Genomic DNA, 20,002 nt, shown 5'->3' with positions numbered 1-20,002 from the left:
CACTGTTGAGTTCTCAAGCAACCGACACGCACCGACTCCAACCCGTTTCCAGGCCTTCACTCGGGGCAACTTCTCTACCTTACCAGACCGGAGAGTCCGTGTCTACCGCCGAGGCGGAGACGTTCTCTGCTGATCTGCCTCACGAGACGCCAGATCGAGGATCTGAACTTCTTGGAGGAGCCAGCCTGCGGGACCAGCCACTTCGCGGCGGCTCCGAGGAGCTTCGCAGTGGTGTCTGTTCCTCCCTGTCGGGCTGACATCCAGAACATTACGTGGAGGTTGCCAGGAAGGTCAAACCGCGCCGTCGTGACGCCCGTCACCGCAGCGCCCACGCGGCGCGCTCCCGCGCCAGGGAAGCCTGCGGGGCCCGGTCGACAGCTCACCGGGCCCCGCTCGTCACGGCCCTACGCGGCAGCCGCGACCGCCAGCGTCCGCTTGCCGCGACGCAGGACGGCGAACCGTCCGTGGAGCAGGTCGTCCGCGCCGAGGACAGCGTCCTCCTCGGTCACCTTGACGTTGTTGACGTACGCGCCGCCTTCCGCGATCGCACGACGTGCGGCGCCCTTCGACGCCACCAGACCCGACCCGACCAGAAGGTCGACGACCGCGTCGCCGGCAGCCGCCGTCGTGCGCGGGAGCTCGGCCACGGCCGCGGCGAGCGTGCCCGCGTCCAGCGCGGCCAGGTCACCACGTCCGAACAGCGCCTGGCTCGCGGCGACGACTGCCTCGGTCGCTGCCGCACCGTGCACCAGCGTGGTGACGTCGGCTGCGAGCGCCTTCTGCGCCTCGCGCGCCGCGGGGCGCTCGGCGACCGCACGCTCGAGCTCGGCGATCTCCTCCGCGGTGCGGAAGGTGAAGATCTTGAGCCAGCCCACCACGTCGGCGTCGTCCGCGTTGACCCAGTACTGGTAGAACGCGTACGGGCTCATCATGTCCGGGTCGAGCCACACGGCGCCGCCCTCGGTCTTGCCGAACTTGGTCCCGTCGGCCTTGGTGATGAGCGGGGTCGTCAGGACGTGCACCGACGCGCCCTCGGCCTTGCGGATCAGCTCGACGCCCGAGAGCAGGTTGCCCCACTGATCGTTGCCGCCGGTCTGGAGCGTGACGCCCTCTCGTCGGAAGAGCTCGAGGTAGTCGTTGCCCTGCAGGATCTGGTAGCTGAACTCGGTGAAGCTGATGCCCTCGTCCGACTTCAGGCGGCGCGCCACGGTGTCCTTGGCCAGCATGGTGCCCAGGCGGTAGTGCTTGCCGATCTCCCGCAGGAAGTCGATCGCCGTGAGCTCGGCCGTCCAGTCGAGGTTGTTCACGATGCGCGCCGGGTTGTCGCCCTCGAAGTCGAGGAAGCGCGACACCTGCGACTTGAGGCGCTCGGTCCACTCCGCGACCGTGTCCTTGGTGTTGAGGATCCGCTCTCCCGACTGACGCGGGTCACCGATCATGCCCGTGGCACCGCCGACGAGCGCGATCGCCCGGTGCCCGGCGAGCTGCAGGTGGCGCAGCAGGATGAGCTGGACCAGGTGACCGTGGTGCAGGCTCGGCGCGGTCGGGTCGAAGCCGCAGTAATACGTGACGGGTCCCTCGGCCAGCGCAGCACGCAGCGCGGCCTCGTCGGTGGACTGCGCCACCAGGCCTCGCCATTGCAACTCGTCGAGAACGTCGTTCACTGCATCTCCTTCGTCGTGCCCGCGCGCGGTGCGGCGCAGGGCGTGGATCGGGGGCGCCGTCCGTCCCGGCGCACGCCCGATGTCCTAGTCTGCCGTGTCCCGCCCCCGAGCACCGACTTCCCCTGCTCCGTGGACGCCGCGCGTCGCACGCGGGCGGGCTGGATCGCGATCGGCGTCGCTGTCCGGGGCGGCGCCCGGGGGTGAGCGGGGCCGTCCGGCCCGCGCCGGACGCAGGCCTCAGCGCGTCCGGCGATACGCGGGACGGTAGGCGGAGACCGTCGGGTCGCCGGTGAGCCACAGCCTCCACGGGTAGACGCTCGCGTCTCCCCCGTCGCCGCTCACGCCCACACGTGGTCCGGTCGCGATCGCGGGCCGCAGCGTGCGCGTGTCCCGGTGCACGACGACGTCGCCCGCCACGTCCGTCACGTCGAGCCCGTAGTGGTCGAGGTCGAGCCCGAGCGCCACCGCGAGCCGGGCGGGCCCCCGCGCGATCTGCCGGTCCGAGTCGCACACCCCGACCGCCAGACGACGCGCCCTGGCCAGCTCGACGCCGTCGGTCACCTCGCCCGCCCGCAGCAGGACCGCCGACGCCTGTCCGAGCGGCCCGCACACCACGTTGACGCAGTGGTGCAGGCCCAGGTGCCGGTACACGTAGAGGTGACCGGGCTCGCCGTACATGACCCGGTTGCGCTCGGAGCGCCCCCGGAAGGCGTGCGAGCCCGGGTCGCGCTCGCCGTCGTAGGCCTCGACCTCGGTGAGGCGGACCGTGACGGTGCCCTCGGGCGTGCGGTGCGTGATCGACGACCCGAGCAGGTCCCGCGCGACCTCGAGGCTCGACCGCCCGAACCAGCCCCGGGCCGGCACGTCCAGGACGGGTCCGTCCGGATCCTGCACGGGGCGGAGGTCGGCGGTGCTGGATCGGAGGGGATCGGGCACGGTGGCCTCCCTGGCTCGGCGCGGGTCTCCCCCGCAATCTACGCCCCGCATGTTTCGGGGGTGCTTCCCACCGACCGACTCAGGAGCACGCCCGGGACGGTCGTCGCCTCAGACGTCCGCGACGCCTCCGGCGGCCCGGTCGGGTCGCAGCACCGGTTCCCCGAAGCCGTCGAGCACGACGTCGGCCCGCTCGGCCGTCCCCTCGACCGCGTAGACCTCACGCTCCGAGACCATCCAGTCGATCCAGGCGTCGTACGCGTCGTCGCCGTCGCGCGCGATCCCCCGGGCGAGGCGGATCTCGTCGTCGGCCTCGACCCACACCAGCAGCGTCGTCAGGTCGGCGATCCTGCGGGCCCCGGCCCCGCACCCCTCAACGACGAGGAACGGGGCCAGGGGCACGTCGTGCCACTCCGCGAAGTCACCGAGCGTCCAGTCGTAGCGCTGGTAGCACCCCGGCCTGCCCTGCGACAACGGGCCGAGCACCTGCTCGACGAGCCGCCCGGTCCCCGCGGTCATCCCGGTCCAGCCCTCGTACAGGTCGTCCATGTGGACCACCTGCGCCGGCAGCGCCTCGCCCAGCTGCGCCGCGAGCGTCGTCTTGCCCGAACCGGCCGGGCCGTCGACGACGACCAGACGGCACCCCGGCCCGACGGGGACGCCCGGACCTGCCGGACGTCCCGCGCCGAGGCGGGCTGCGCCGTCGTGCGCGCGGGAAACGAGGTCCGCGAGGACCTCAGCACTCACGCTCATGCAGGCCTCAGCCCTGGACCCAGAAGCGGTACTCCGCCGAGCGGACCTTCGCCTCCTCGAGCTGCTCCGCGACGCGCGCGGGCGCGGTGCCCCCGACGGCGTCGCGCGAGGCCAGCGAGCCCTCGACCGTCAGCACGTCCCGGACCCCCGGCGTGAGGTGCTCCGAGATCTCCGCGAGGTCCGCGTCCGAGAGGTCCCACAGCTCGATGCCGCGCTCCTCGCACACCCGCACGCACGCCCCCGCGACCTCGTGCGCCACGCGGAACGGCACGCCCTGACGGACGAGCCACTCCGCGACGTCCGTCGCGAGCGAGAAGCCCTGCGGCGCGAGCGACGCCATGCGCTCGGTGTCGAACGTCAGCGTGCGGACCATGCCCGCGTACGCGGGCAACAGGACCTTGAGGGTGTCGACCTGGTCGAACACCGGCTCCTTGTCCTCCTGCAGGTCGCGGTTGTACGCGAGCGGCAGGCCCTTGAGCGTCGCCAGCAGGCCCGTCAGATCGCCGATGAGGCGCCCCGCCTTGCCGCGTGCGAGCTCCGCGATGTCCGGGTTCTTCTTCTGCGGCATGATGCTGGACCCCGTGGAGTAGGCGTCGTCCAGGCGGACGAAACCGAACTCCTTGGTGTTCCAGATGATGATCTCCTCCGCGAAGCGCGAGAGGTCGACACCCAGCATCGCGGACACGAACGCGAACTCCGCGACCACGTCGCGCGAGGCCGTGCCGTCGATCGAGTTCTCGACCGGACCGTCGAAGCCCAGGTCCGCCGCGACCGCTGCCGGGTCCAGCCCCAGCGACGAGCCCGCGAGGGCGCCCGAGCCGTACGGCGAACGCCCCGCACGCACGTCCCAGTCGATGAAGCGGTCGACGTCGCGCAGCAGCGGCCACGCGTGCGCCAGCAGGTGGTGCGCGAGCAGCACGGGCTGCGCGTGCTGCAGGTGCGTGCGCCCCGGCATGGGCGCCCCCGGGTGCGCCTCGGCCTGCTCGATCAGGGCGTCGACGACGTCCAGGACCAGGACACCGATCGCGCGGGCCTCCTCGCGCAGGTACGAGCGTACGAGCGTCGCGATCTGGTCGTTGCGCGAGCGGCCCGCGCGCAGCTTGCCGCCCAGCTCCGGACCCGCGCGCTCGATGAGCCCGCGCTCGAGGGCCGTGTGCACGTCCTCGTCGGCCAGGACCGGCAGGAAGGCCCCCGACTCGACGTCGGCCGCGAGCACGTCGAGCGCCTCGAGCATCGCCGTGAGCTCGTCCTCGTCGAGCAGGCCGGCCGCGGCCAGGACCTTGGCGTGCGCCCGGGATCCTGCGATGTCGTGCTGCGCGAGCCGCCAGTCGAAGTGCGTCGACTGCGACAGCGCCGCCAGCGCCTCGGCGGGGCCACCGGCGAAGCGGCCACCCCACAGGCTGACCGGGGCGGCAGGCGCGGCGGCCGCCGGCTGCTCGTCCCCGGGCGCGGGGGTGTTGTCGTTCAGGTCGTCACTCATGGTTCAGGCTCCCGGTACCGAGGTCGATGCCGCTCCCGGACGTCTCGTCGCGGGCGGCCGAGGCCCCGGCCGTCGGCCGAGGACCTCGAGGGTTCTCCCCGCCGGCGACCGGGCGAGCGGGTCGCCCTCGTCGTCGGCAGGGTCGTTCGTGTCTGTCTGTCGTGCGAGTGCGGCCGTGCGGACGCGGGTGCGGCAGGCGGCCCCGTGCGCGTCACGGCCTCTGGTGTCCTGTCACAGTCTGTCAGCCCGCAGGCCGTCGGACGTCAGGAGGCGGACGGCCCGACCGGGTTGCTCAGGGCCAGGAAGCGCGCGGCCATCTCCTCGCCGCCGTCGACCTCGCGCGAGATCACCAGGACCGTGTCGTCGCCCGCGATCGTGCCGAGCACCCCGACGAACACCGAGTGGTCGATCGCCGAGGCCAGGTACTGCGCCGCCCCCGGCGGGGTCCGCAGCACCACGAGGTTGCCCGAGGCCTCGGCCGAGACCAGGAGCTCGCCGCACAGGCGCGCGAGCCGGGCGGCGACGTACTCGGCGTCGTTCGCGACCTGGACAGAGCGGTCCCCGCCCTCCCCCGGCACCGCGTATACCAGCGAGCCCGAGGCGCTGCGGACCTTCTCGGCGCGCAGCTCGATCAGGTCGCGCGAGAGTGTCGCCTGCGTGACGCTCACGCCGTCCTCCGCGAGCGCCTTGGCCAGCTCGGCCTGCGAGTGGATCTCGTGCCGCGCGACGAGCTGTGCGATGCGCGCGTGACGTGCTGCCTTGGTGGTCGGCACGCTGCCCGGTCCCAGGCCCCCGGTCGTCACGATCGCTCCAGCAACCAGGTCAGCAGCGCCTTCTGGGCGTGCAGGCGGTTCTCGGCCTCGTCCCAGACGGCCGACTGCGGACCGTCGATGACCTCGGCGGTGATCTCCTTGCCCCGGTAGGCCGGCAGGCAGTGGAGCACGAGGGCGTCGGGGGCCGCCACGGCCATGACCTCGGCGTTGACCTGGTACGGCACGAACGGCAGCTCGCGCTCGGCGGCGCTCGCCTCGTCGCCCATCGAGACCCAGGTGTCGGTCGCGACGACGTCGGCGCCCCGCGCGGCCTCGAGCGCGTCGGTCGTCACCAGGACCGAGCCGCCCGTCTCGCGCGCGATGCGCTCGGCGTCGGCGACGATCGCCGGGTCCGGCAGGTACTGCGCCGGTGCGCCGATGCGCACGTGCATGCCCGCGGTCGCGCCGCCCAGGAGGTAGGAGTGGGCCATGTTGTTGGCCCCGTCGCCCAGGTAGGCGAGCGACGTGCCGGCCAGCGCGCCGACGCCGCCGCGCAGCTGGGCGACCGTCAGCAGGTCGGCGAGGATCTGGCACGGGTGGAACTCGTCGGTCAGCGCGTTGACGACCGGGACGCTCGCGACCCGCGCCATCTCCTCGATGCGCTCCTGGCCGAAGGTCCGCCACACGATCGCGGACGTCTGGCGGTCCAGGACCCGGGCGGTGTCCGCGATGGGCTCGCCGCGACCGAGCTGGCTCGTCGCGCCGTCGATCGTCAGCGGGTACCCGCCGAGCTCGGCGACCCCCGCCGAGAACGACACGCGGGTCCGGGTCGAGGGCTTGTCGAAGATGAGCGCCACGGCCTGGGGGCCGCGCAGGGGCGTGCGGATGAAACGGTCCTCGCGGAATCCGAGGCCGAGCTCGAGGACCTCGCGCTGCTCGGCGGGGGTGAGGTCGTCGTCGCGCAGGAAGTGTCGGACGGGGGCGGTCGAGGCAGTCACTGTCAGCCCTTCGGAGGCGTGGCGGAGGCGGTGGGGGCGGGGGTGGGGGTGGGGGTGGGTACGCGTCGAGTGAGGTCGGCAGGCAGGCCCGCGAAGAACGCGACGACCTCGCTCGCCTGGTCACGGGTCAGGATCAGGGGCGGGGCGAGGCGGATCGCGTCGGGCTGCACGGCGTTGACGATGAACCCGGCATCGAGGGCCAGGCGCGCGACCTCGGCGGAGACGGGCGCCGAGAGCTGGACGGCGATCAGCAGGCCGTGGCCGCGCGTGCCCGCGACCACGGGGTTGCCGCACGCCGCGATCCCCTCGCGCAGCTGCTCGCCGACGGCCCGCACGTTGGCCAGCAGGCCGTCGCGCTCGATCACGGCGAGCGTCGCGAGCGACGCCGCCGCGGCGACAGGGTTTCCGCCGAAGGTCGTGCCGTGCTGGCCCCGTCCCAGGAGGGTCGCGGCCCGCTCGCCAAACGCCACGACGGCTCCCACGGGGAACCCGCCGCCGAGCCCCTTGGCGAGCGTGACGACGTCGGGCACGACGCCCCCGCCGATCTCCTGCTGCTGGAACGCGAACCACGTCCCCGTGCGCCCCACGCCCGTCTGGACCTCGTCGAGGACCAGCAGCGCGCCCGACGACGCGGTCAGCTCGCGTGCGGCCACCAGGTAGCCCGGCGGGAGCGGGCGCACGCCCGCCTCGCCCTGGACCGGCTCGACGAACAGCGCGGCGACCTCGCCGCGCGCGGCGACGGCCTCGTCCGAGAACGCCTCCTCGAGCGCGACCAGGTCGCCGAACGGCACGAACTCGACGCCACCGGGCAGGGGCTCGAACGGCTCGCGGTACGCAGCCTTGGAGGTGAGGGCGAGCGCGCCCATGCTGCGGCCGTGGAAGCCGCCCTCGAGCGCGAGGATCCTGGTCCGCGTGCCCGGGCCGGCGGCCCCGTCACGGTTGCGGCGCGCCATCTTGAAGGCGGCCTCGTTGGCCTCGGTGCCCGAGTTGGTGAAGAACACGCGCGAGCCCTCGGGGGCCTGGGCGAGGTTCAGGAGGCGCTCGGCGAGCGCGATCTGGGTGGGCGTGCCGAAGAAGTTCGACACGTGCCCGAGCGTGCCCAGCTGGGCGCTGACGGCCGCGGTGAGCGTGGGGTGCGCGTGCCCCAGGGCGTTGACCGCGATGCCCGCGAGCAGGTCGAGGTAACGCTTGCCGTCGGCGTCCCACACGTACGCGCCCTCGCCGCGGACCAGGACCTTCTGCGGGGCGCCGAACGTGTCCATGACCGCGTGCGTGTAGCGCTCGGTCCACTGCGCGACGCTGCCCGGTCCCGTCAGGGTCGTGTCCGCGGTGCCCTCGCGGCCCGGAGCGCCCTCGACGCCCGTGGCCGCCGGGTCGGCAACGCTGTCCGAGGTGGTCGGCGAGATCTCGCCGGTCGTGCCGTTCATGCCTGCTCCTGCGAGGTGACGTGGGCGGTGGGGGGCGTCGTGGTGCTCGACGAGAGCGGGTCCGGGACGACCATGGTCCCGTTGCCGCGCGTCGTGAAGACCTCCAGGAGGACCGAGTGGGCCACGCGGCCGTCGATCACGGTCGCGCGCGGGACCCCGCCGGACACCGCGCGCAGGCAGGCCTCCATCTTGGGGACCATGCCGGCCTCGAGCGAGGGCAGCAGCGCGGCGAGCTCGGTCCGCGTGATCTGGCTGACGAGCGAGGTCTTGTCCGGCCACGAGGTGTACAGGCCCTCGACGTCGGTCAGGACGATGAGCTTCTTGGCTCCGAGCGCGACAGCGAGCGCCGCGGCGGCCGTGTCGGCGTTGACGTTGAGCACCTGGGTGGGGTCGTCGAGGTCCGGGGCGATGGTCGAGACGACGGGGATGCGCCCGGCGTCGAGCAGGTCCTGGACCGCGGACGGGTGGACCTCCACGACGTCTCCGACCAGGCCGACGTCGACGGGCTCGCCGTCGACCATCGCGTGCCGGCGCTGCGCCTGGAGCAGACCGCCGTCCTCGCCCGAGAGCCCCACCGCGTAGGGCCCGTGCGCGTTGATGAGCCCGACGAGCTCGCGCGAGACCTGGCCCGTGAGGACCATGCGGACGACGTCCATGGCCTCGGGGGTCGTGACGCGCAGCCCGCCGCGGAACTCGCTCTCGATGCCGAGCCGCGCGAGCATCGCGGAGATCTGCGGGCCGCCGCCGTGGACGACCACGGGGTGCAGGCCGACCTGGCGCAGGAACACCATGTCGCGCGCGAACGCGGCCTTGAGCTCGTCGTCGATCATGGCGTTGCCGCCGTACTTGACGACCACGAGCGCGCCGCGGAACTCCTGGAGCCAGGGCATGGCCTCCAGCAGGACCTCGGCCTTCTGGCCGGGGGTCAGGTCGGTGCGGGTGTCGAACACGACGTCCTCGGAGGTCGGGGTGCTCATGAGGAGTACGCGCTGTTCTCGTGGACGTAGTCGTGCGTGAGGTCGTTGGTCCAGACCGTGACCTGCGCGTCGCCCGCGTGCAGGTCGATCTCGACGTGCACCTCGCGTGCCGAGGCCAGGTCGACGAGCTCGCGCGGCTCGCCCACTCCCCCGGCCCGGCAGACCTGGACCCCGTTGATCGACACGTCGAGCTCGAGCGCGTCGAAGGGCGCGACGTCCTCGGGGACGGTCCCCACGGCCGAGAGCACCCGGCCCCAGTTGGGGTCGTTGCCGAACACCGCGGCCTTGAAGAGGTTCGAACGCGTCACGGCGCGCGCGACCGCGAGCGCCGCGGTCTCGTCGCTCGCGTTCTTCACGACGACCGCGATGTCGTGGCTCGCGCCCTCGGCGTCCGCGACCAGGGCGCGGGCGAGGTCCGCGCACGCCTCGGTCACGGCCGCCGTGAGCTCCTCGAGGGACACCGGCACCTGGGACGCACCGGAGGCCAGGAGGATCACCGTGTCGTTCGTCGACATGCAGCCGTCCGAGTCGACCCGGTCGAACGTGGTGGCCGTCGCGGCGCGCAGCGCGGCGTCGGCGGTCGCGGCGTCGACCACGGCGTCGGTCGTCAGCACGCAGAGCATGGTCGCGAGGCCGGGAGCGAGCATGCCCGCCCCCTTGGCCATGCCGCCCACCGACCAGCTCGAGGCGCCGTCGACGCTGTGCTCGTCGCGCACCTCGCGCGTGACGAGCACGGTCTTGGGGACCGTGTCGGTCGTCATGATCGCGAGGGCCGCGTCGGGGCCGCCCTCGGCGTCGGCCGCCCCTGCCGCCGCGTCGCAGCCCGCGAGGAGCTTGTCCATGGGCAGGCGCTCGCCGATGAGTCCCGTCGAGCAGACCAGGACGTCGCCCGCGGAGACCTCGAGGAGGTCGGCCACGTACTCGGCCGTGTGGTGCGTGTCGGCGAAGCCCTCGGGGCCGGTGCACGCGTTGGCGCCACCCGAGTTGAGGACGACGGCGCGCGCGATCCCGTCCGCGACGGCCTGGCGCGACCACGCGACGGGGGCCGCGAACACGCGGTTGGTCGTGAAGACGGCCGCGGCGACGTCGAGCGGCCCCTCGTTGACGACGAGGGCCACGTCCTTGCTGCCGGTGGACTTGAGCCCGGCGACGACTCCTGCGGCCCGGAAGCCGAGCGGTCCGGTGACGGTCACGGTGCGACCCCTTCGGTGGTGAGCCCCAGGGTCTGCGGCAGACCCAGGGCGATGTTCATGGACTGGACGGCGCCGCCTGCGGTGCCCTTGACGAGGTTGTCGATCGCGGTGACGGTCACGACGCGGCCCGCGGCGCGGTCGATCGCGACCTGGACCAGGGCCGTGTTGGCGCCGAGCGTCATGGCCGTCGTGGGCCACTGCCCCTCGGGCAGGAGCTGGACGAACGGCTCGCCCGCGTACGCCTGCTCGTAGGCCTGGCGCAGGGCGTCGACGCTCAGGTCCTCGTGGCCCGCAACGAGGCGCGCCGTCGCGGTCGCGAGGATGCCGCGGGACATGGGCACCAGGGTGGGGGTGAACGAGATGGTCACCTCGGCTGCGCCTGCCGAGCGCAGGTTCTGCGCGATCTCGGGGATGTGCCGGTGCGAGCCGCCCACGGCGTAGGGCTGGGCCGAGCCGAGCGCCTCCGAGGCGAGCAGGTGCGTCTTGAGGGACTTGCCCGCGCCCGAGTACCCGTTGGCGAGGACCGCGACGACGTCGACCGGGTCCAGGAGGCCCGCGGCCACGCCGGGCTGCAGGCCCAGGGTCACGGCCGTGACGTTGCAGCCCGGGACGGCGATGCGGCGCGCGCCCGCCAGGACCTCGCGCTGCTTGGTGTACTCGACCCCGGCGCCCGTCTGCTCGGCGATCAGGAGCTCGGGCAGCCCGTAGGGCCAGGTGCCCGCGTGCTCGGACCCGTAGAACGCGGTCCAGTCCGCGGCCGAGGAGAGCCGGTGGTCGGCGCCGAGGTCGAGGACCAGGACGTCGTCGGGCAGCTGCGCCGCGATCTCACCCGACGCGCCGTGCGGCAGCGCGAGCACGACGACGTCGTGGCCGACCAGGTGCTCGACGCTCGTCGGCAGCAGCACGCGGTCCGCGAGGGATCGCAGGTGCGGCTGGTGCAGCCCGAGGACCGACCCCGCGTTGGAGTGCGCCGTGAGCGCACCGACCTGGACCTCGGGGTGCCCGGACAGCAGCCGGAGCATCTCCCCTCCCGCGTACCCGGAAGCCCCGGCAACCGCCACTGTGATCGTCATATGCAGAACTATACATAGTTATGCAGTCGAATCGGGAACTACCGACCCCAGACGCCCAGCTCGTTGCCGCTCGGGTCGAGGAAGTGGAACCGCCGCCCACCGGGGAAGTCGTACGGTCCCTCGAGGATCTCTCCGCCCGCGTCCTGGACCAGCAGGAGCGACTCGTCGAGTTCCGCGGAGAAGAGCAGGACGAGCGGGCCACCCCGTGTGACCTGGTCGGCGAGCGCCAGACCACCCGCCTCTGCCTCCCCCTCCTCGGCCGCGGTGCGGAAGCCCGCGTACCCCGGACCGTAGGGGACGAACTCCCACCCGAAGGCCTCGGCGTAGAACGACTGCGCCTCGGCCATGTCCGTGACGGACAGCTCGAGGTAGTCGATCGAGTGATGGATGCCATGCGCATGGGTAGCCATGCAGGCAGCGTGCCACGGGGTACCGACACCGGACGGAGCCGCGGACCGCGCCAGAGGTGGTGGCCCGTCAGCCGCTGGCCTCTGGGCACGTCGGGTGGGCCGGCCGTCGGCGGCCCCGAGGCGGCCTTCGGCCTCCAGGCGAGCCGCGCTCGAGACGTCGTTGCCGGCCCCCGACGGCCGGCAGGTCGAGCGCGAGCGGATCAGGAGCGGTTCGCCGCCGCGACCAGGGCCCGCACGCTCGCGCCCAGCACCGACGCGTCCCTCCCACGGCCCACGCCGCCGAGCCGTCCGCGGCACGGTGCTCCAGGTAGGTCACGGCCCCCGCGTCGCTGCCCGCGGTGACGGACTGCTGCGTCAGCCCCAGCACCTCGACCGGGAGCCCCAGCCCGGCCAGGATGCTCGCGAGCGCGTCGACGGGTCCCGCACCGACCGCGGACCGCTCGACCCGCTCAACCTCCACGGACAGCACGACGTCGAGGCGCTCGCCGCCGTCGTCCGTCTCGCCCGGCCGCGCGACCGACCAGGCGAGCGGCACGACCTGGCGACCTCCGCCGTCGGGCAGGACGTACGCCTCCTCGAAGAGGCGCCACAAGCCCTCCGCCGTCACCTCTCCCCCGCTGCCGTCCGCGTGCTCCTGCACGCGGCGCGCGAAGTCGACCTGGAGCCGTCGAGGCAGCTCGAGCCCGTACGCGGACTCGAGCAGGTAGGCGATGCCCCCCTTGCCGGACTGGCTGTTGACGCGCACCACGGCGTCGTACGAGCGCCCGACGTCGGCAGGGTCGACGGGCAGGTACGGCACCTTCCAGGGGGCGTCCGCAGGGTCGAGGCCCGCCGCTCGCGCATCAGCGCGATGGCGCGCGAGACCCTTGCGGATCGCGTCCTGGTGCGTCCCGGAGTAGGCCGTGTGCACCAGGTCGCCCGCGTACGGGTGGCGCTCGTGCACATCGATCCGGTTGCAGTCCACGACCGTGCGCCGGATCTCGTCGACGTCGGAGAAGTCGATCTCTGGGTCCACGCCCTGCGCGTGCAGGTTGAGTCCCAACGTCACCAGGTCGACGTTGCCCGTGCGCTCACCGTTGCCGAACAGGCAGCCCTCGACGCGCTGCGCGCCCGCGAGGACCGCCAGCTCGGCGCACGCCACGCCCGTGCCGCGGTCGTTGTGCGGGTGGACGGACAGGATCACCGCGTCGCGCCGGTCGAGGTTGCGGTGCATGTGCTCGATCTGGTCGGCGTAGACGTTGGGCGTCGCGACCTCGACCGTCGCCGGGAGGTTGAGGATCACGGGCCGCTCGGGCGTCGCGTCCCACAGGGTCGTCATGCGCGCGCAGACCTCGAGCACGTAGTCGGGCTCGGTGAGGTTGAAGACCTCGGGCGAGAACTCGAAGCGCACGCGCGGGTCGTCGCCCGCGTGCCGCAGGACCTCGGCGCCCGCGGCGGCGATCAGGTCCGAGAGCTCGGCCCGGTCCCTGCCCAGCACGACGTCGCGCCAGGTCGGGGCGGTCGCGGTGTACAGGTGCACCACGACAGGGTTGCGCAGACCGCGGACCGACTCGAACGTCCGGGCGATCAGGTCCGCCCGGGCGGCCGTGAAGACCACGATCGTGACGTGCTCGGGGGCCAGGTCCGTCTCGGCGAGCAGGCGGACGAAGTCGAAGTCGGTCTGCGAGGCCGACGGGTAGCCGACCTCGATCTCGGTGTACCCCATCGCGACGAGCAGCTCGAAGAAGCGGCGCTTGCGGGCGGGGTCCATGGGCTCGGTCAGTGCCTGGTTGCCGTCGCGCAGGTCGACGGGGACCCACAACGGTGCCGACGTGAGGCGGCGGGTGGGCCACAGGCGGTCCGTGAGCGGCACGGCGACGCGCGAGAACACGTCCTGGTAACGGTGCGAGGGCATGCGCGAGGCGCGCTGGCGATTCCACGCCGGCCGGCCGGGGGCCGGTGCGCCGTCGGGGGTGCGCAGCGTGGGGAACGGGCTGGTGGTCATGGTCGTGTCTCCTGGTGCGGGCCGCGCGGTGCGCGGCAGGCGGCGTCCGACCGGCGCACGGCAGTTCCCCACGGCGGGGAGCCGGTCGGCTCAGGCCCCGCCGCGGCGACCAAGAAGGAGTGCGCTCCACGACATGGGAGGTACGCTAGCGGCGATAAAGTCCTCAGACAACCTGAGAGGTTGACTCCCATGCCCACGCTCCGCCGGCTCCCCCTCGCCGACCAGGCCGCCGCGCTCCTGCTCGACCGCGTCCGCACCGGCACCTGGCCGCTCGACCACAAGCTGCCCGGCGAGCAGGCGCTCGCCGACGAGCTCGGCGTGGGGCGCTCGACCGTGCGCGAGGCCGTCCGCCAGCTCGCCGGCAGGGGGGTGCTCGAGAGCCGCCAGGGCTCGGGCGTGTACGTCGTCCGGGCCGAGGCGAGCGAGGACTGGGAGGAGGTCCTGCGGCGCGGCGAGATCGTCGACGTGCTCGAGGTCCGCGGCGCCCTGGAGACCGAGGCCGCCCGGCTCGCCGCGACCCGCCGCACCCCGGCCGACCTCCGCGCGATGGCCCGGGCGCTCGCGGGCCGTGGCGAGGTCTCCCCGACCGCGCGCGCCCGGGAGTACGTCGACGCCGACCTGGTCTTCCACCGCGCGGTCGTCGACGCCGCGCACAACGCGGTCCTGACCGACCTGTTCGCGACGTTCGTCCCGCGCCTGCGTCGGGCGATGGTCGACATGATCGAGCTCGACGGCGCGGGCGAGCGCCACCGGCACGACCAGGACGCCCACGAGGCGATCCTCGACGCCGTCCGCGACCGCGACGCCGACCGCGCCGCCGCGACGAGCCGCCGGCACCTCGACTCCGTCCACGAGAAGGTCACCCGTGAGCACTGACACCGCCTCCGCCGCACCCGGGACCGTGACGCCTCCGCGCCCGGCGCCCGGCGACGCCCGGGTGGCCCTTCCCCCGGGTGCCTCGACGGCCGAGGCGGGCGCCGCCGTCGTGCTGGCGATGCGCGACGTCGCGTTCGTCCGCAGCGGCCGCACGATCCTCGAGCACGTGGACCTCACGGTCCGCGCGGGCGAGCACTGGGCGCTGGTCGGTCCCAACGGTGCAGGCAAGAGCACGATCCTCAGCCTGTGCGCGGCGCGCAACCACCCCACGCGCGGTGGGGTCGACGTGCTGGGGCACACGCTCGGGCGCGTCGACGTCCAGACGCTGCACCGCCGGATCGGCCACGTGAACCCGCGCCACCCGCTGCGCACGCCCCTCACGATCCAGGAGGTCGTCCTGACCGGGATCACCGGGACGATCGACTGGCGCCAGCGCTGGGAGCCGACCAGGGCCGAGGTCGACAGGGCGCGCGCCCTCGTTGCCGACATGGGGCTGGGCGGCAAGGAGCACGAGCCGTGGACCACGCTGTCGCAGGGAGAGCGCGGTCGCACCATCATCGCCCGGGCGCTCGTCGCCGACCCCGCGCTGCTGCTGCTCGACGAACCGAGCACAGGGCTCGACGTCGCGGCGCGCGAGCAGCTCCTCGCGACGATCGACGCGGTGCGGGTCGCGCACCCCGAGGTCGCCTCGGTCCTCGTGACCCACCACCTCGAGGAGCTGCCCAGGTCCACGAGCCACGCGCTGCTGCTCGCGCCGGGGCGGGTCTCCGCGTCCGGCCGTGCGGACGAGGTCCTGACCTCCGAGGCGGTCTCGCGCTGCTTCGCGCACCCGATCCACGTCGAGCGCCGCCACGGACGCTGGCGGGCCTCGGCGGGTCCGGCCACCGCCTGAGCCGACGTCCCGCCTAGGCTGACCCCATGCGCGCGATCCAGGCACTCCAGGCAGGTGGCCCCGACGTCCTCGAGCTCGTCGAGCTCCCGACCCCGGTCCCCGGCCCCGGCGAGCTCCTCGTCGACGTCGCGGCGGCCGGGGTCAACTTCATCGACACCTACCGTCGGGCGGGGGTCTACCCGATGGAGTTCCCGCACGTGGTCGGCACCGAGGGCGCGGGCGTCGTCGGGGCGGTCGGCCCGGGCGTCACGGACTTCGAGCCCGGCGACCACGTCGCCTGGACCAACGCGTCCGGCTCGTACGCCGAGCAGGTGATCGTCCCCGCGGACGTCGCGATCCCGGTCCCCGGGTCGGTCGACCTCCGGCTCGCGGCGGCCGTGGCCCTCCAGGGGCTCACGGCGCACTACCTCGTGACCTCGACCTACCCGGTCCAGCCCGGGGACGACGTCCTGCTGCACGCGGGGGCCGGCGGCGTCGGGCTGCTCGCGACCCAGCTCGCGGTGCGCCGCGGCGCGCGCGTCATCACGACCGTCTCGACCGAGGCCAAGGCCGAGCTGTCGCGCGCGGCCGGGGCGGCCGACGTCGTGAACTACGCCGAGCTCGACGACCTCACGACCGAGCTGCCCGCGATCGTGCGCGACCTCACGGGCGGCCGGGGTGTCGCGGTCGCCTACGACTCGGTCGGCAAGGACACGTTCGAGGCGTCGCTCGCGTCGCTGCGCCGCCGCGGCATGCTCGTGCTGTTCGGCGGGTCCTCGGGCCAGGTACCTCCGTTCGACCTGCAGCGCCTCAACAAGGGCGGGTCGCTGTTCACGACGCGTCCCAAGCTCGACGACTACACCGCGACGCGCGCCGAGCTCATCGAGCGCGCCGACGAGATCTTCGCGCTCGTCGCCTCGGGGGACCTGGACGTGCGCGTGGGCGCGACGTTCCCGCTCGCCCGTGCGGCCGACGCGCACCGCGCGCTCGAGGGCCGCGCGACGACGGGCAAGGTCCTGCTCGTCCCGAGCGCCGCCTCGTGAGCTGGGACTGGGTGCCGCCGCGCCCCGGCGAGGACGAACCCACCCGGCGCACGGACCGCCGCCTGCGCCTGGCGCTGACCGTCCTCATGGTCGTCTTCACGGGCGTGCTCGCGGTCTACTACCTGACGGTCGGGCTCGACCAGATGCGTGCGCAGTGCGTCACCGAGCGCCCCGAGGGGGTGTCGTCGAACGAGGTCAGCACGTCGTGGCGCTGGTGGCCGCCCGGGTACGACTGCTCGTACCCGGACGGTGGGACGACGAGCGCGTGAGGACGGCCGCTCGCGCCGAGAAGTGAGCAGATGCCCCCGGTCCCCCCGGATCAGGGGCATCTACTCACTTCTCGGCGCCCCCGACCGGCGCCTCGGGCCAGGTCGGCCGGTCGATCCCCTGCTCGAAGAACAGGTACTCGTGCATCGAGGACAGCTCGAACGCGCGGAGCATGCGTTCGCGCTCGGCGGGCGAGGCCCAGCGCGCGGCCTCGTCGGCGAACGAGCACGCGGTGCGCGTCGCCTCCTGGAAGGCCGGGTCGCCGTAGAGCGAGATCCAGCGCGCGTACGGATGCCCGTCGAGGTCCCCCGCCCGGCGCACCAGGACGTCGCCGATGTACGCGTACAGCCAGTAGCACGGCAGCAGCGCCGCGACGGTCTCGGCGTACGACCCGTTCGACGCCGCGTGCAGGTGGTTGGTGTAGGCGGCGGTCACGGGAGAAGGGTCGACGCTCTCGACCGCCCCCCGGTCCATCCCGGCGTGCTCGCCCAACCAGTCACGGTGCAGCGTCTGCTCGACCTCGAGCGACTCGACTGCCGCGCCCGCGAAGAACTGCCGGGCCTCGGGCGTCGGCGCGAGCTGGCTCGCCCGCGACAGCACGCGCGAGTACTCGGCGAGGTACGCGGCGTCCTGCGCGAGGTAGAACCCGAAGTCCTCGACGGCGAGGCTCCCGTCCGCGAGCGCCCGCACGAATCCCATGCCCTCGACGGCCTCGCGCCAGCCCGCGATCCGCTCCCAGGCCTCCTCGGAGAACGCCCGCAGGCCCAGCGTGGGCAGGTGCGCCAGGTGGTCGACGGGTCCGCGGCCCGTGCCCACCGTCAACGCTCCCCCGGCCCGCAGCGCGCCGGTCAACCAGGTCTTCGCATCGCGCACGGCGCCCGCCCAGTCGTCGCGCCGGGGTCGGAGCGCCGCAACCGCAGCCGACAGCGAGCACCCCGTCCCGTGGGTGTGCACGGTGTCGACGCGGGGCGCGGAGAAGGTCGTGACGTCGTCGGGCCCCACGAGCGCGTCGGGCGACTCCTCCCCTGTGAGGTGACCACCCTTCAGGAGCACGACGGCGCCGCTCGCCACGTGCAGGCGCCTCGCCTGGGCGAGGGCGTCCGGCCAGGTGGTCGCGGCCGGCTCGCCCAGGAGGACGGCCAGCTCGGGGAGGTTTGGGGTCACGAGGTCGGCGAGCGCTACCAGGTCGCGCACCGCCTGCTCGGCCCCCTCGTCGAGGAGGCGGTGGCCGCTCGTGGCGACCATGACGGGATCGAGCACGACGAACGGCGGACGCACCCGGCCGAGCCACGTCGCGATGGCACGCGCGTTGGCCTCGTCGGCGACCATGCCGATCTTCACGGCGTCGATCACCACGTCGTCCGAGACCGCGTCGAGCTGCTCGGTCAGGAAGTCCGCGCCCGGGACGTGGACCGTGCGGACGCCGTGCGTGTTCTGCGCGACCAGGGCGGTCGTGACCGCCATGCCGTACGCGCCGTGCGCCGCGAACGCCTTGAGGTCGGCCTGGATCCCGGCGCCTCCCGTCGGGTCGGTGCCCGCGATGGACAGGACGCGGGGGCGGGAGGCCTCGGCCCCGGGCGACCCGACGCGTTCTCGTGCGGTGCTGGACGCGGGTTCGGGTCGGGGCAGGACAGGTGTGGTGGCAGCAAGCGACATTGCCGACATCCCTTCGCTAGTGCTAGCTAGATCAGGTTCGACGGGTGTGTTCTCAGCCCGGCTCGTGGGAGCGGGCACCCCGTGTCTTCGGGGGAAGGATAGCGGGCACCCGGACCGGACGGTCGGCGGAGACCACCAGGTGTCGCCCGGGGGCGGATCAGCGGGGGGCGCCTACGAGACCCCGGCCGGCACGGTCATCACGTCGATGCTCGACAGCGGGACGTACCGGTCCAGGCACGTCACGACCCGCTCGACGTCCTCGCGGACGGCGCCGGGGACGAAAGCGACCGTCGTCGGGAGCGGCGGCAGAGGGAGCGGTGTCACGGCGTACTCGACCGCAGGGTCCTCGATGCAGACGTCGATCCCGTCGGGCCACGCGTCGACCCCGACGATCCACGGCCCCTGCGGCGGGATCGCGACCGGCCCGGTCGCGCCCAGCGCGGCGGCCAGCGCCAGGGAGCCGCACGACGCCGCCACGGCTCCGGCGAGCAGGACGGTGCGGCGGGGCATGGCGGTCACCTCGGTGGTCGTCGTCGACGTCGGTGCGACCACCGTAGCGGACCCGCTGGGAGAAAGCCCGGCGGTCGGCCGGCCCCTATGCTCGCCCCATGGTTCGCTGCGTTCTCGTCCACCCGCGTCCGTCGCGCGGCTCGGCCTCGCGATGACCGACGACCTGCTCGCCCAGCTCCTCGACCCGGATCCCGCGGTCGACGAGGACGCTGTCGACGCCGCCGCCGGACGAGCCCTGGCCGGCGACCGGGAGGCAGCCGACGCCCTGCGCGACGTCGTGCTGCACTTCGAGCGGTTCCCGATCAGCACGTTCGAGCGGACTCTCAACCGTCTCTACGCCTTCGCCGACGCGTCGCTCGAGCCGGCGATGCTGCGCGCCCTCGAGAACGGGGTGTCGGCACCCTGGTACCTCACGGCAGCCTGCGGACGCGCGGGCTTCCGGGGAGCCGTGCCCTACGCCCTCGCCCTGCTCGACTCCCACGTCGCCTACGAGCGGACGGTCGGCTGCGAGGTGCTCGGCGTCCTGGGGGCGCACGAGGCCGTGCCGACACTCGTCGACGTTCTCGGCGACACGGACCACCGCGTCCGGGAGAGCGCGGCCGCTGCCCTTGCCGACCTCGGCGGGTCCGGGGCCGCGCTCGGGCTGCGCCGCGAGCTCGTCGAGCCTCGGTTCGCGCTCCTGGGCTACGTGTCGAACGCCCTGGGCGCGATCGAGCCCGACCAGACGACCTGGCTCCTCGACCAGGCCGCCAGTCCGGACACCAGAACCCGGTACTGGGCGGTCCGTGCCCTCGGGCGCACCGGGAGCGACCTGGTCCACGAGCCGCTGCTCGTCGTCGCAGCAGACCCTGCGGAGGAGACCGCGGCCATCGCGAACGGAAGCACGGTCGCGAGCGCAGCACGCAGTGCCCTGAAGACCTGGCAACGCGTGCGCCGCGTCCGTGCGGCGGACACCACGAGCACACGCCCCACGACCTGACCGCGGAGCCTCGGGCCCGCCCCGACGACAGGTCGGAGCAGGACCGCGACGAACGTCATGGTGGAGCGCACCACGAGGCGCTCCACGTCGTGCCGAGGCCGCCCGGCCAGGTGCAGCAGCGACTCGCGGTCAGCGCCTGCGCCGGGTGGCGGAGGC

19 protein-coding genes and 1 riboswitch are annotated in these 20,002 nt (G+C 73.6%); of the genes, 5 read left to right on the top strand and 14 right to left on the bottom strand.

Annotation, left to right across the window (positions count from 1 at the left end):
• Positions 1-404: 404 nt before the first annotated feature.
• The 12 genes from tyrS to H9641_RS12175 form a co-directional block, all read right to left on the bottom strand.
• Entirely contained in the window at positions 405-1,664 is a 1,260-nt protein-coding gene (gene tyrS, locus H9641_RS12230) for a tyrosine--tRNA ligase (RefSeq protein ID WP_191804096.1), read from the bottom strand.
• 237 nt (positions 1,665-1,901) lie between these two features.
• On the bottom strand, positions 1,902-2,534 hold the full coding sequence (locus H9641_RS12225; RefSeq protein ID WP_225220406.1) for a DNA-3-methyladenine glycosylase: 633 nt from the start codon (positions 2,532-2,534) through the stop codon (positions 1,902-1,904).
• Between the two features lie 174 nt (positions 2,535-2,708).
• The gene (locus H9641_RS12220; protein ID WP_191804092.1) at positions 2,709-3,350 is read right to left on the bottom strand and encodes a uridine kinase family protein; all 642 of its coding nucleotides are present in this window, start codon (positions 3,348-3,350) and stop codon (positions 2,709-2,711) included.
• 7 nt (positions 3,351-3,357) lie between these two features.
• Positions 3,358-4,830, bottom strand: coding sequence for an argininosuccinate lyase (gene argH, locus H9641_RS12215; protein WP_191804090.1), 1,473 nt, complete (start codon positions 4,828-4,830; stop codon positions 3,358-3,360).
• A 263-nt stretch (positions 4,831-5,093) separates the two neighbouring features.
• Positions 5,094-5,633 (bottom strand): arginine repressor, encoded by a 540-nt coding sequence (locus H9641_RS12210; protein ID WP_318244551.1) that lies wholly within the window; start codon positions 5,631-5,633, stop codon positions 5,094-5,096.
• Complete coding sequence (gene argF / locus H9641_RS12205) at positions 5,630-6,580, bottom strand: ornithine carbamoyltransferase (protein WP_191804088.1); 951 nt, start codon at positions 6,578-6,580, stop codon at positions 5,630-5,632. Before argF ends, H9641_RS12210 begins: the two co-directional genes overlap by 4 nt.
• 2 nt (positions 6,581-6,582) lie before the next feature.
• Positions 6,583-8,007, bottom strand: coding sequence for an acetylornithine transaminase (locus tag H9641_RS12200; protein WP_191804086.1), 1,425 nt, complete (start codon positions 8,005-8,007; stop codon positions 6,583-6,585).
• Positions 8,004-8,984, bottom strand: coding sequence for an acetylglutamate kinase (argB, locus tag H9641_RS12195; protein ID WP_191804084.1), 981 nt, complete (start codon positions 8,982-8,984; stop codon positions 8,004-8,006). Before argB ends, H9641_RS12200 begins: the two co-directional genes overlap by 4 nt.
• Entirely contained in the window at positions 8,981-10,177 is a 1,197-nt protein-coding gene (gene argJ / locus H9641_RS12190; RefSeq protein ID WP_191804082.1) for a bifunctional glutamate N-acetyltransferase/amino-acid acetyltransferase ArgJ, read from the bottom strand. Before argJ ends, argB begins: the two co-directional genes overlap by 4 nt.
• The gene (gene argC / locus H9641_RS12185) at positions 10,174-11,250 is read right to left on the bottom strand and encodes an N-acetyl-gamma-glutamyl-phosphate reductase (RefSeq protein WP_191804080.1); all 1,077 of its coding nucleotides are present in this window, start codon (positions 11,248-11,250) and stop codon (positions 10,174-10,176) included. Before argC ends, argJ begins: the two co-directional genes overlap by 4 nt.
• A 38-nt stretch (positions 11,251-11,288) precedes the next feature.
• Complete coding sequence (locus tag H9641_RS12180; RefSeq protein ID WP_191804078.1) at positions 11,289-11,660, bottom strand: VOC family protein; 372 nt, start codon at positions 11,658-11,660, stop codon at positions 11,289-11,291.
• Positions 11,661-11,727: 67 nt separating this feature from the next.
• Positions 11,728-13,644, bottom strand: coding sequence for a 2-isopropylmalate synthase (locus tag H9641_RS12175; protein WP_225220365.1), 1,917 nt, complete (start codon positions 13,642-13,644; stop codon positions 11,728-11,730).
• A 189-nt stretch (positions 13,645-13,833) separates the two neighbouring features.
• On the opposite strand from H9641_RS12175, the gene H9641_RS12170 reads away from it, so the two are divergent.
• Genes H9641_RS12170 through H9641_RS12155 form a run of 4 tightly spaced genes read left to right on the top strand, consistent with a single transcriptional unit; the run spans position 13,834 to position 16,703 of the window.
• Entirely contained in the window at positions 13,834-14,520 is a 687-nt protein-coding gene (locus H9641_RS12170) for a FadR/GntR family transcriptional regulator (protein ID WP_191804076.1), read from the top strand.
• Positions 14,510-15,412, top strand: coding sequence for an ABC transporter ATP-binding protein (locus H9641_RS12165; RefSeq protein WP_318244550.1), 903 nt, complete (start codon positions 14,510-14,512; stop codon positions 15,410-15,412). The genes H9641_RS12170 and H9641_RS12165 overlap by 11 nt, the downstream gene beginning before the upstream one ends.
• 26 nt (positions 15,413-15,438) lie before the next feature.
• Positions 15,439-16,434: a quinone oxidoreductase family protein gene (locus tag H9641_RS12160; protein ID WP_191804074.1), complete on the top strand. Its 996-nt coding sequence runs from the start codon at positions 15,439-15,441 to the stop codon at positions 16,432-16,434.
• Positions 16,431-16,703: a hypothetical protein gene (locus H9641_RS12155; RefSeq protein WP_191804072.1), complete on the top strand. Its 273-nt coding sequence runs from the start codon at positions 16,431-16,433 to the stop codon at positions 16,701-16,703. Before H9641_RS12160 ends, H9641_RS12155 begins: the two co-directional genes overlap by 4 nt.
• Positions 16,704-16,767: 64 nt before the next feature.
• Here H9641_RS12155 and thiD read toward each other — a convergent pair whose 3' ends face one another.
• Positions 16,768-18,357: a bifunctional hydroxymethylpyrimidine kinase/phosphomethylpyrimidine kinase gene (thiD, locus tag H9641_RS12150; RefSeq protein ID WP_191804070.1), complete on the bottom strand. Its 1,590-nt coding sequence runs from the start codon at positions 18,355-18,357 to the stop codon at positions 16,768-16,770.
• Positions 18,349-18,449: riboswitch (TPP riboswitch) on the bottom strand. (Overlaps the previous gene by 9 nt.)
• A 79-nt stretch (positions 18,450-18,528) precedes the next feature.
• A complete protein-coding gene (locus H9641_RS12145) occupies positions 18,529-18,867 on the bottom strand; it encodes a hypothetical protein (RefSeq protein WP_191804067.1) in 339 nt (112 codons plus the stop codon).
• Positions 18,868-19,018: 151 nt separating this feature from the next.
• Between H9641_RS12145 and H9641_RS12140 the strand changes: the two genes are divergently transcribed.
• Entirely contained in the window at positions 19,019-19,846 is an 828-nt protein-coding gene (locus tag H9641_RS12140; protein ID WP_191804065.1) for a HEAT repeat domain-containing protein, read from the top strand.
• Positions 19,847-20,002: the final 156 nt, after the last annotated feature.

It is taken from the genome of Oerskovia merdavium, from assembly GCF_014836755.1.
GTDB classification, from domain to species: Bacteria; Actinomycetota; Actinomycetes; order Actinomycetales; family Cellulomonadaceae; genus Oerskovia; species Oerskovia merdavium.
Note: the sequence above shows the minus strand (reverse complement) of the source record. Positions and strands in the feature narration are given on the sequence as shown.

Coding starts and splice junctions, on each gene's coding strand:
- H9641_RS12170 (WP_191804076.1), top strand. CDS start 13,834: ATGCCCACGCTCCGCCGGCTCCCCCTCGCCGACCAGGCCGCCGCGCTC.
- thiD (WP_191804070.1), bottom strand. CDS start 18,357: ATGTCGCTTGCTGCCACCACACCTGTCCTGCCCCGACCCGAACCCGCG.
- H9641_RS12145 (WP_191804067.1), bottom strand. CDS start 18,867: ATGCCCCGCCGCACCGTCCTGCTCGCCGGAGCCGTGGCGGCGTCGTGC.
- H9641_RS12180 (WP_191804078.1), bottom strand. CDS start 11,660: ATGGCTACCCATGCGCATGGCATCCATCACTCGATCGACTACCTCGAG.
- argC (WP_191804080.1), bottom strand. CDS start 11,250: ATGACGATCACAGTGGCGGTTGCCGGGGCTTCCGGGTACGCGGGAGGG.
- H9641_RS12160 (WP_191804074.1), top strand. CDS start 15,439: ATGCGCGCGATCCAGGCACTCCAGGCAGGTGGCCCCGACGTCCTCGAG.
- argH (WP_191804090.1), bottom strand. CDS start 4,830: ATGAGTGACGACCTGAACGACAACACCCCCGCGCCCGGGGACGAGCAG.
- argB (WP_191804084.1), bottom strand. CDS start 8,984: ATGAGCACCCCGACCTCCGAGGACGTCGTGTTCGACACCCGCACCGAC.
- H9641_RS12200 (WP_191804086.1), bottom strand. CDS start 8,007: ATGAACGGCACGACCGGCGAGATCTCGCCGACCACCTCGGACAGCGTT.
- H9641_RS12220 (WP_191804092.1), bottom strand. CDS start 3,350: ATGAGCGTGAGTGCTGAGGTCCTCGCGGACCTCGTTTCCCGCGCGCAC.
- H9641_RS12175 (WP_225220365.1), bottom strand. CDS start 13,644: ATGACCACCAGCCCGTTCCCCACGCTGCGCACCCCCGACGGCGCACCG.
- H9641_RS12140 (WP_191804065.1), top strand. CDS start 19,019: ATGACCGACGACCTGCTCGCCCAGCTCCTCGACCCGGATCCCGCGGTC.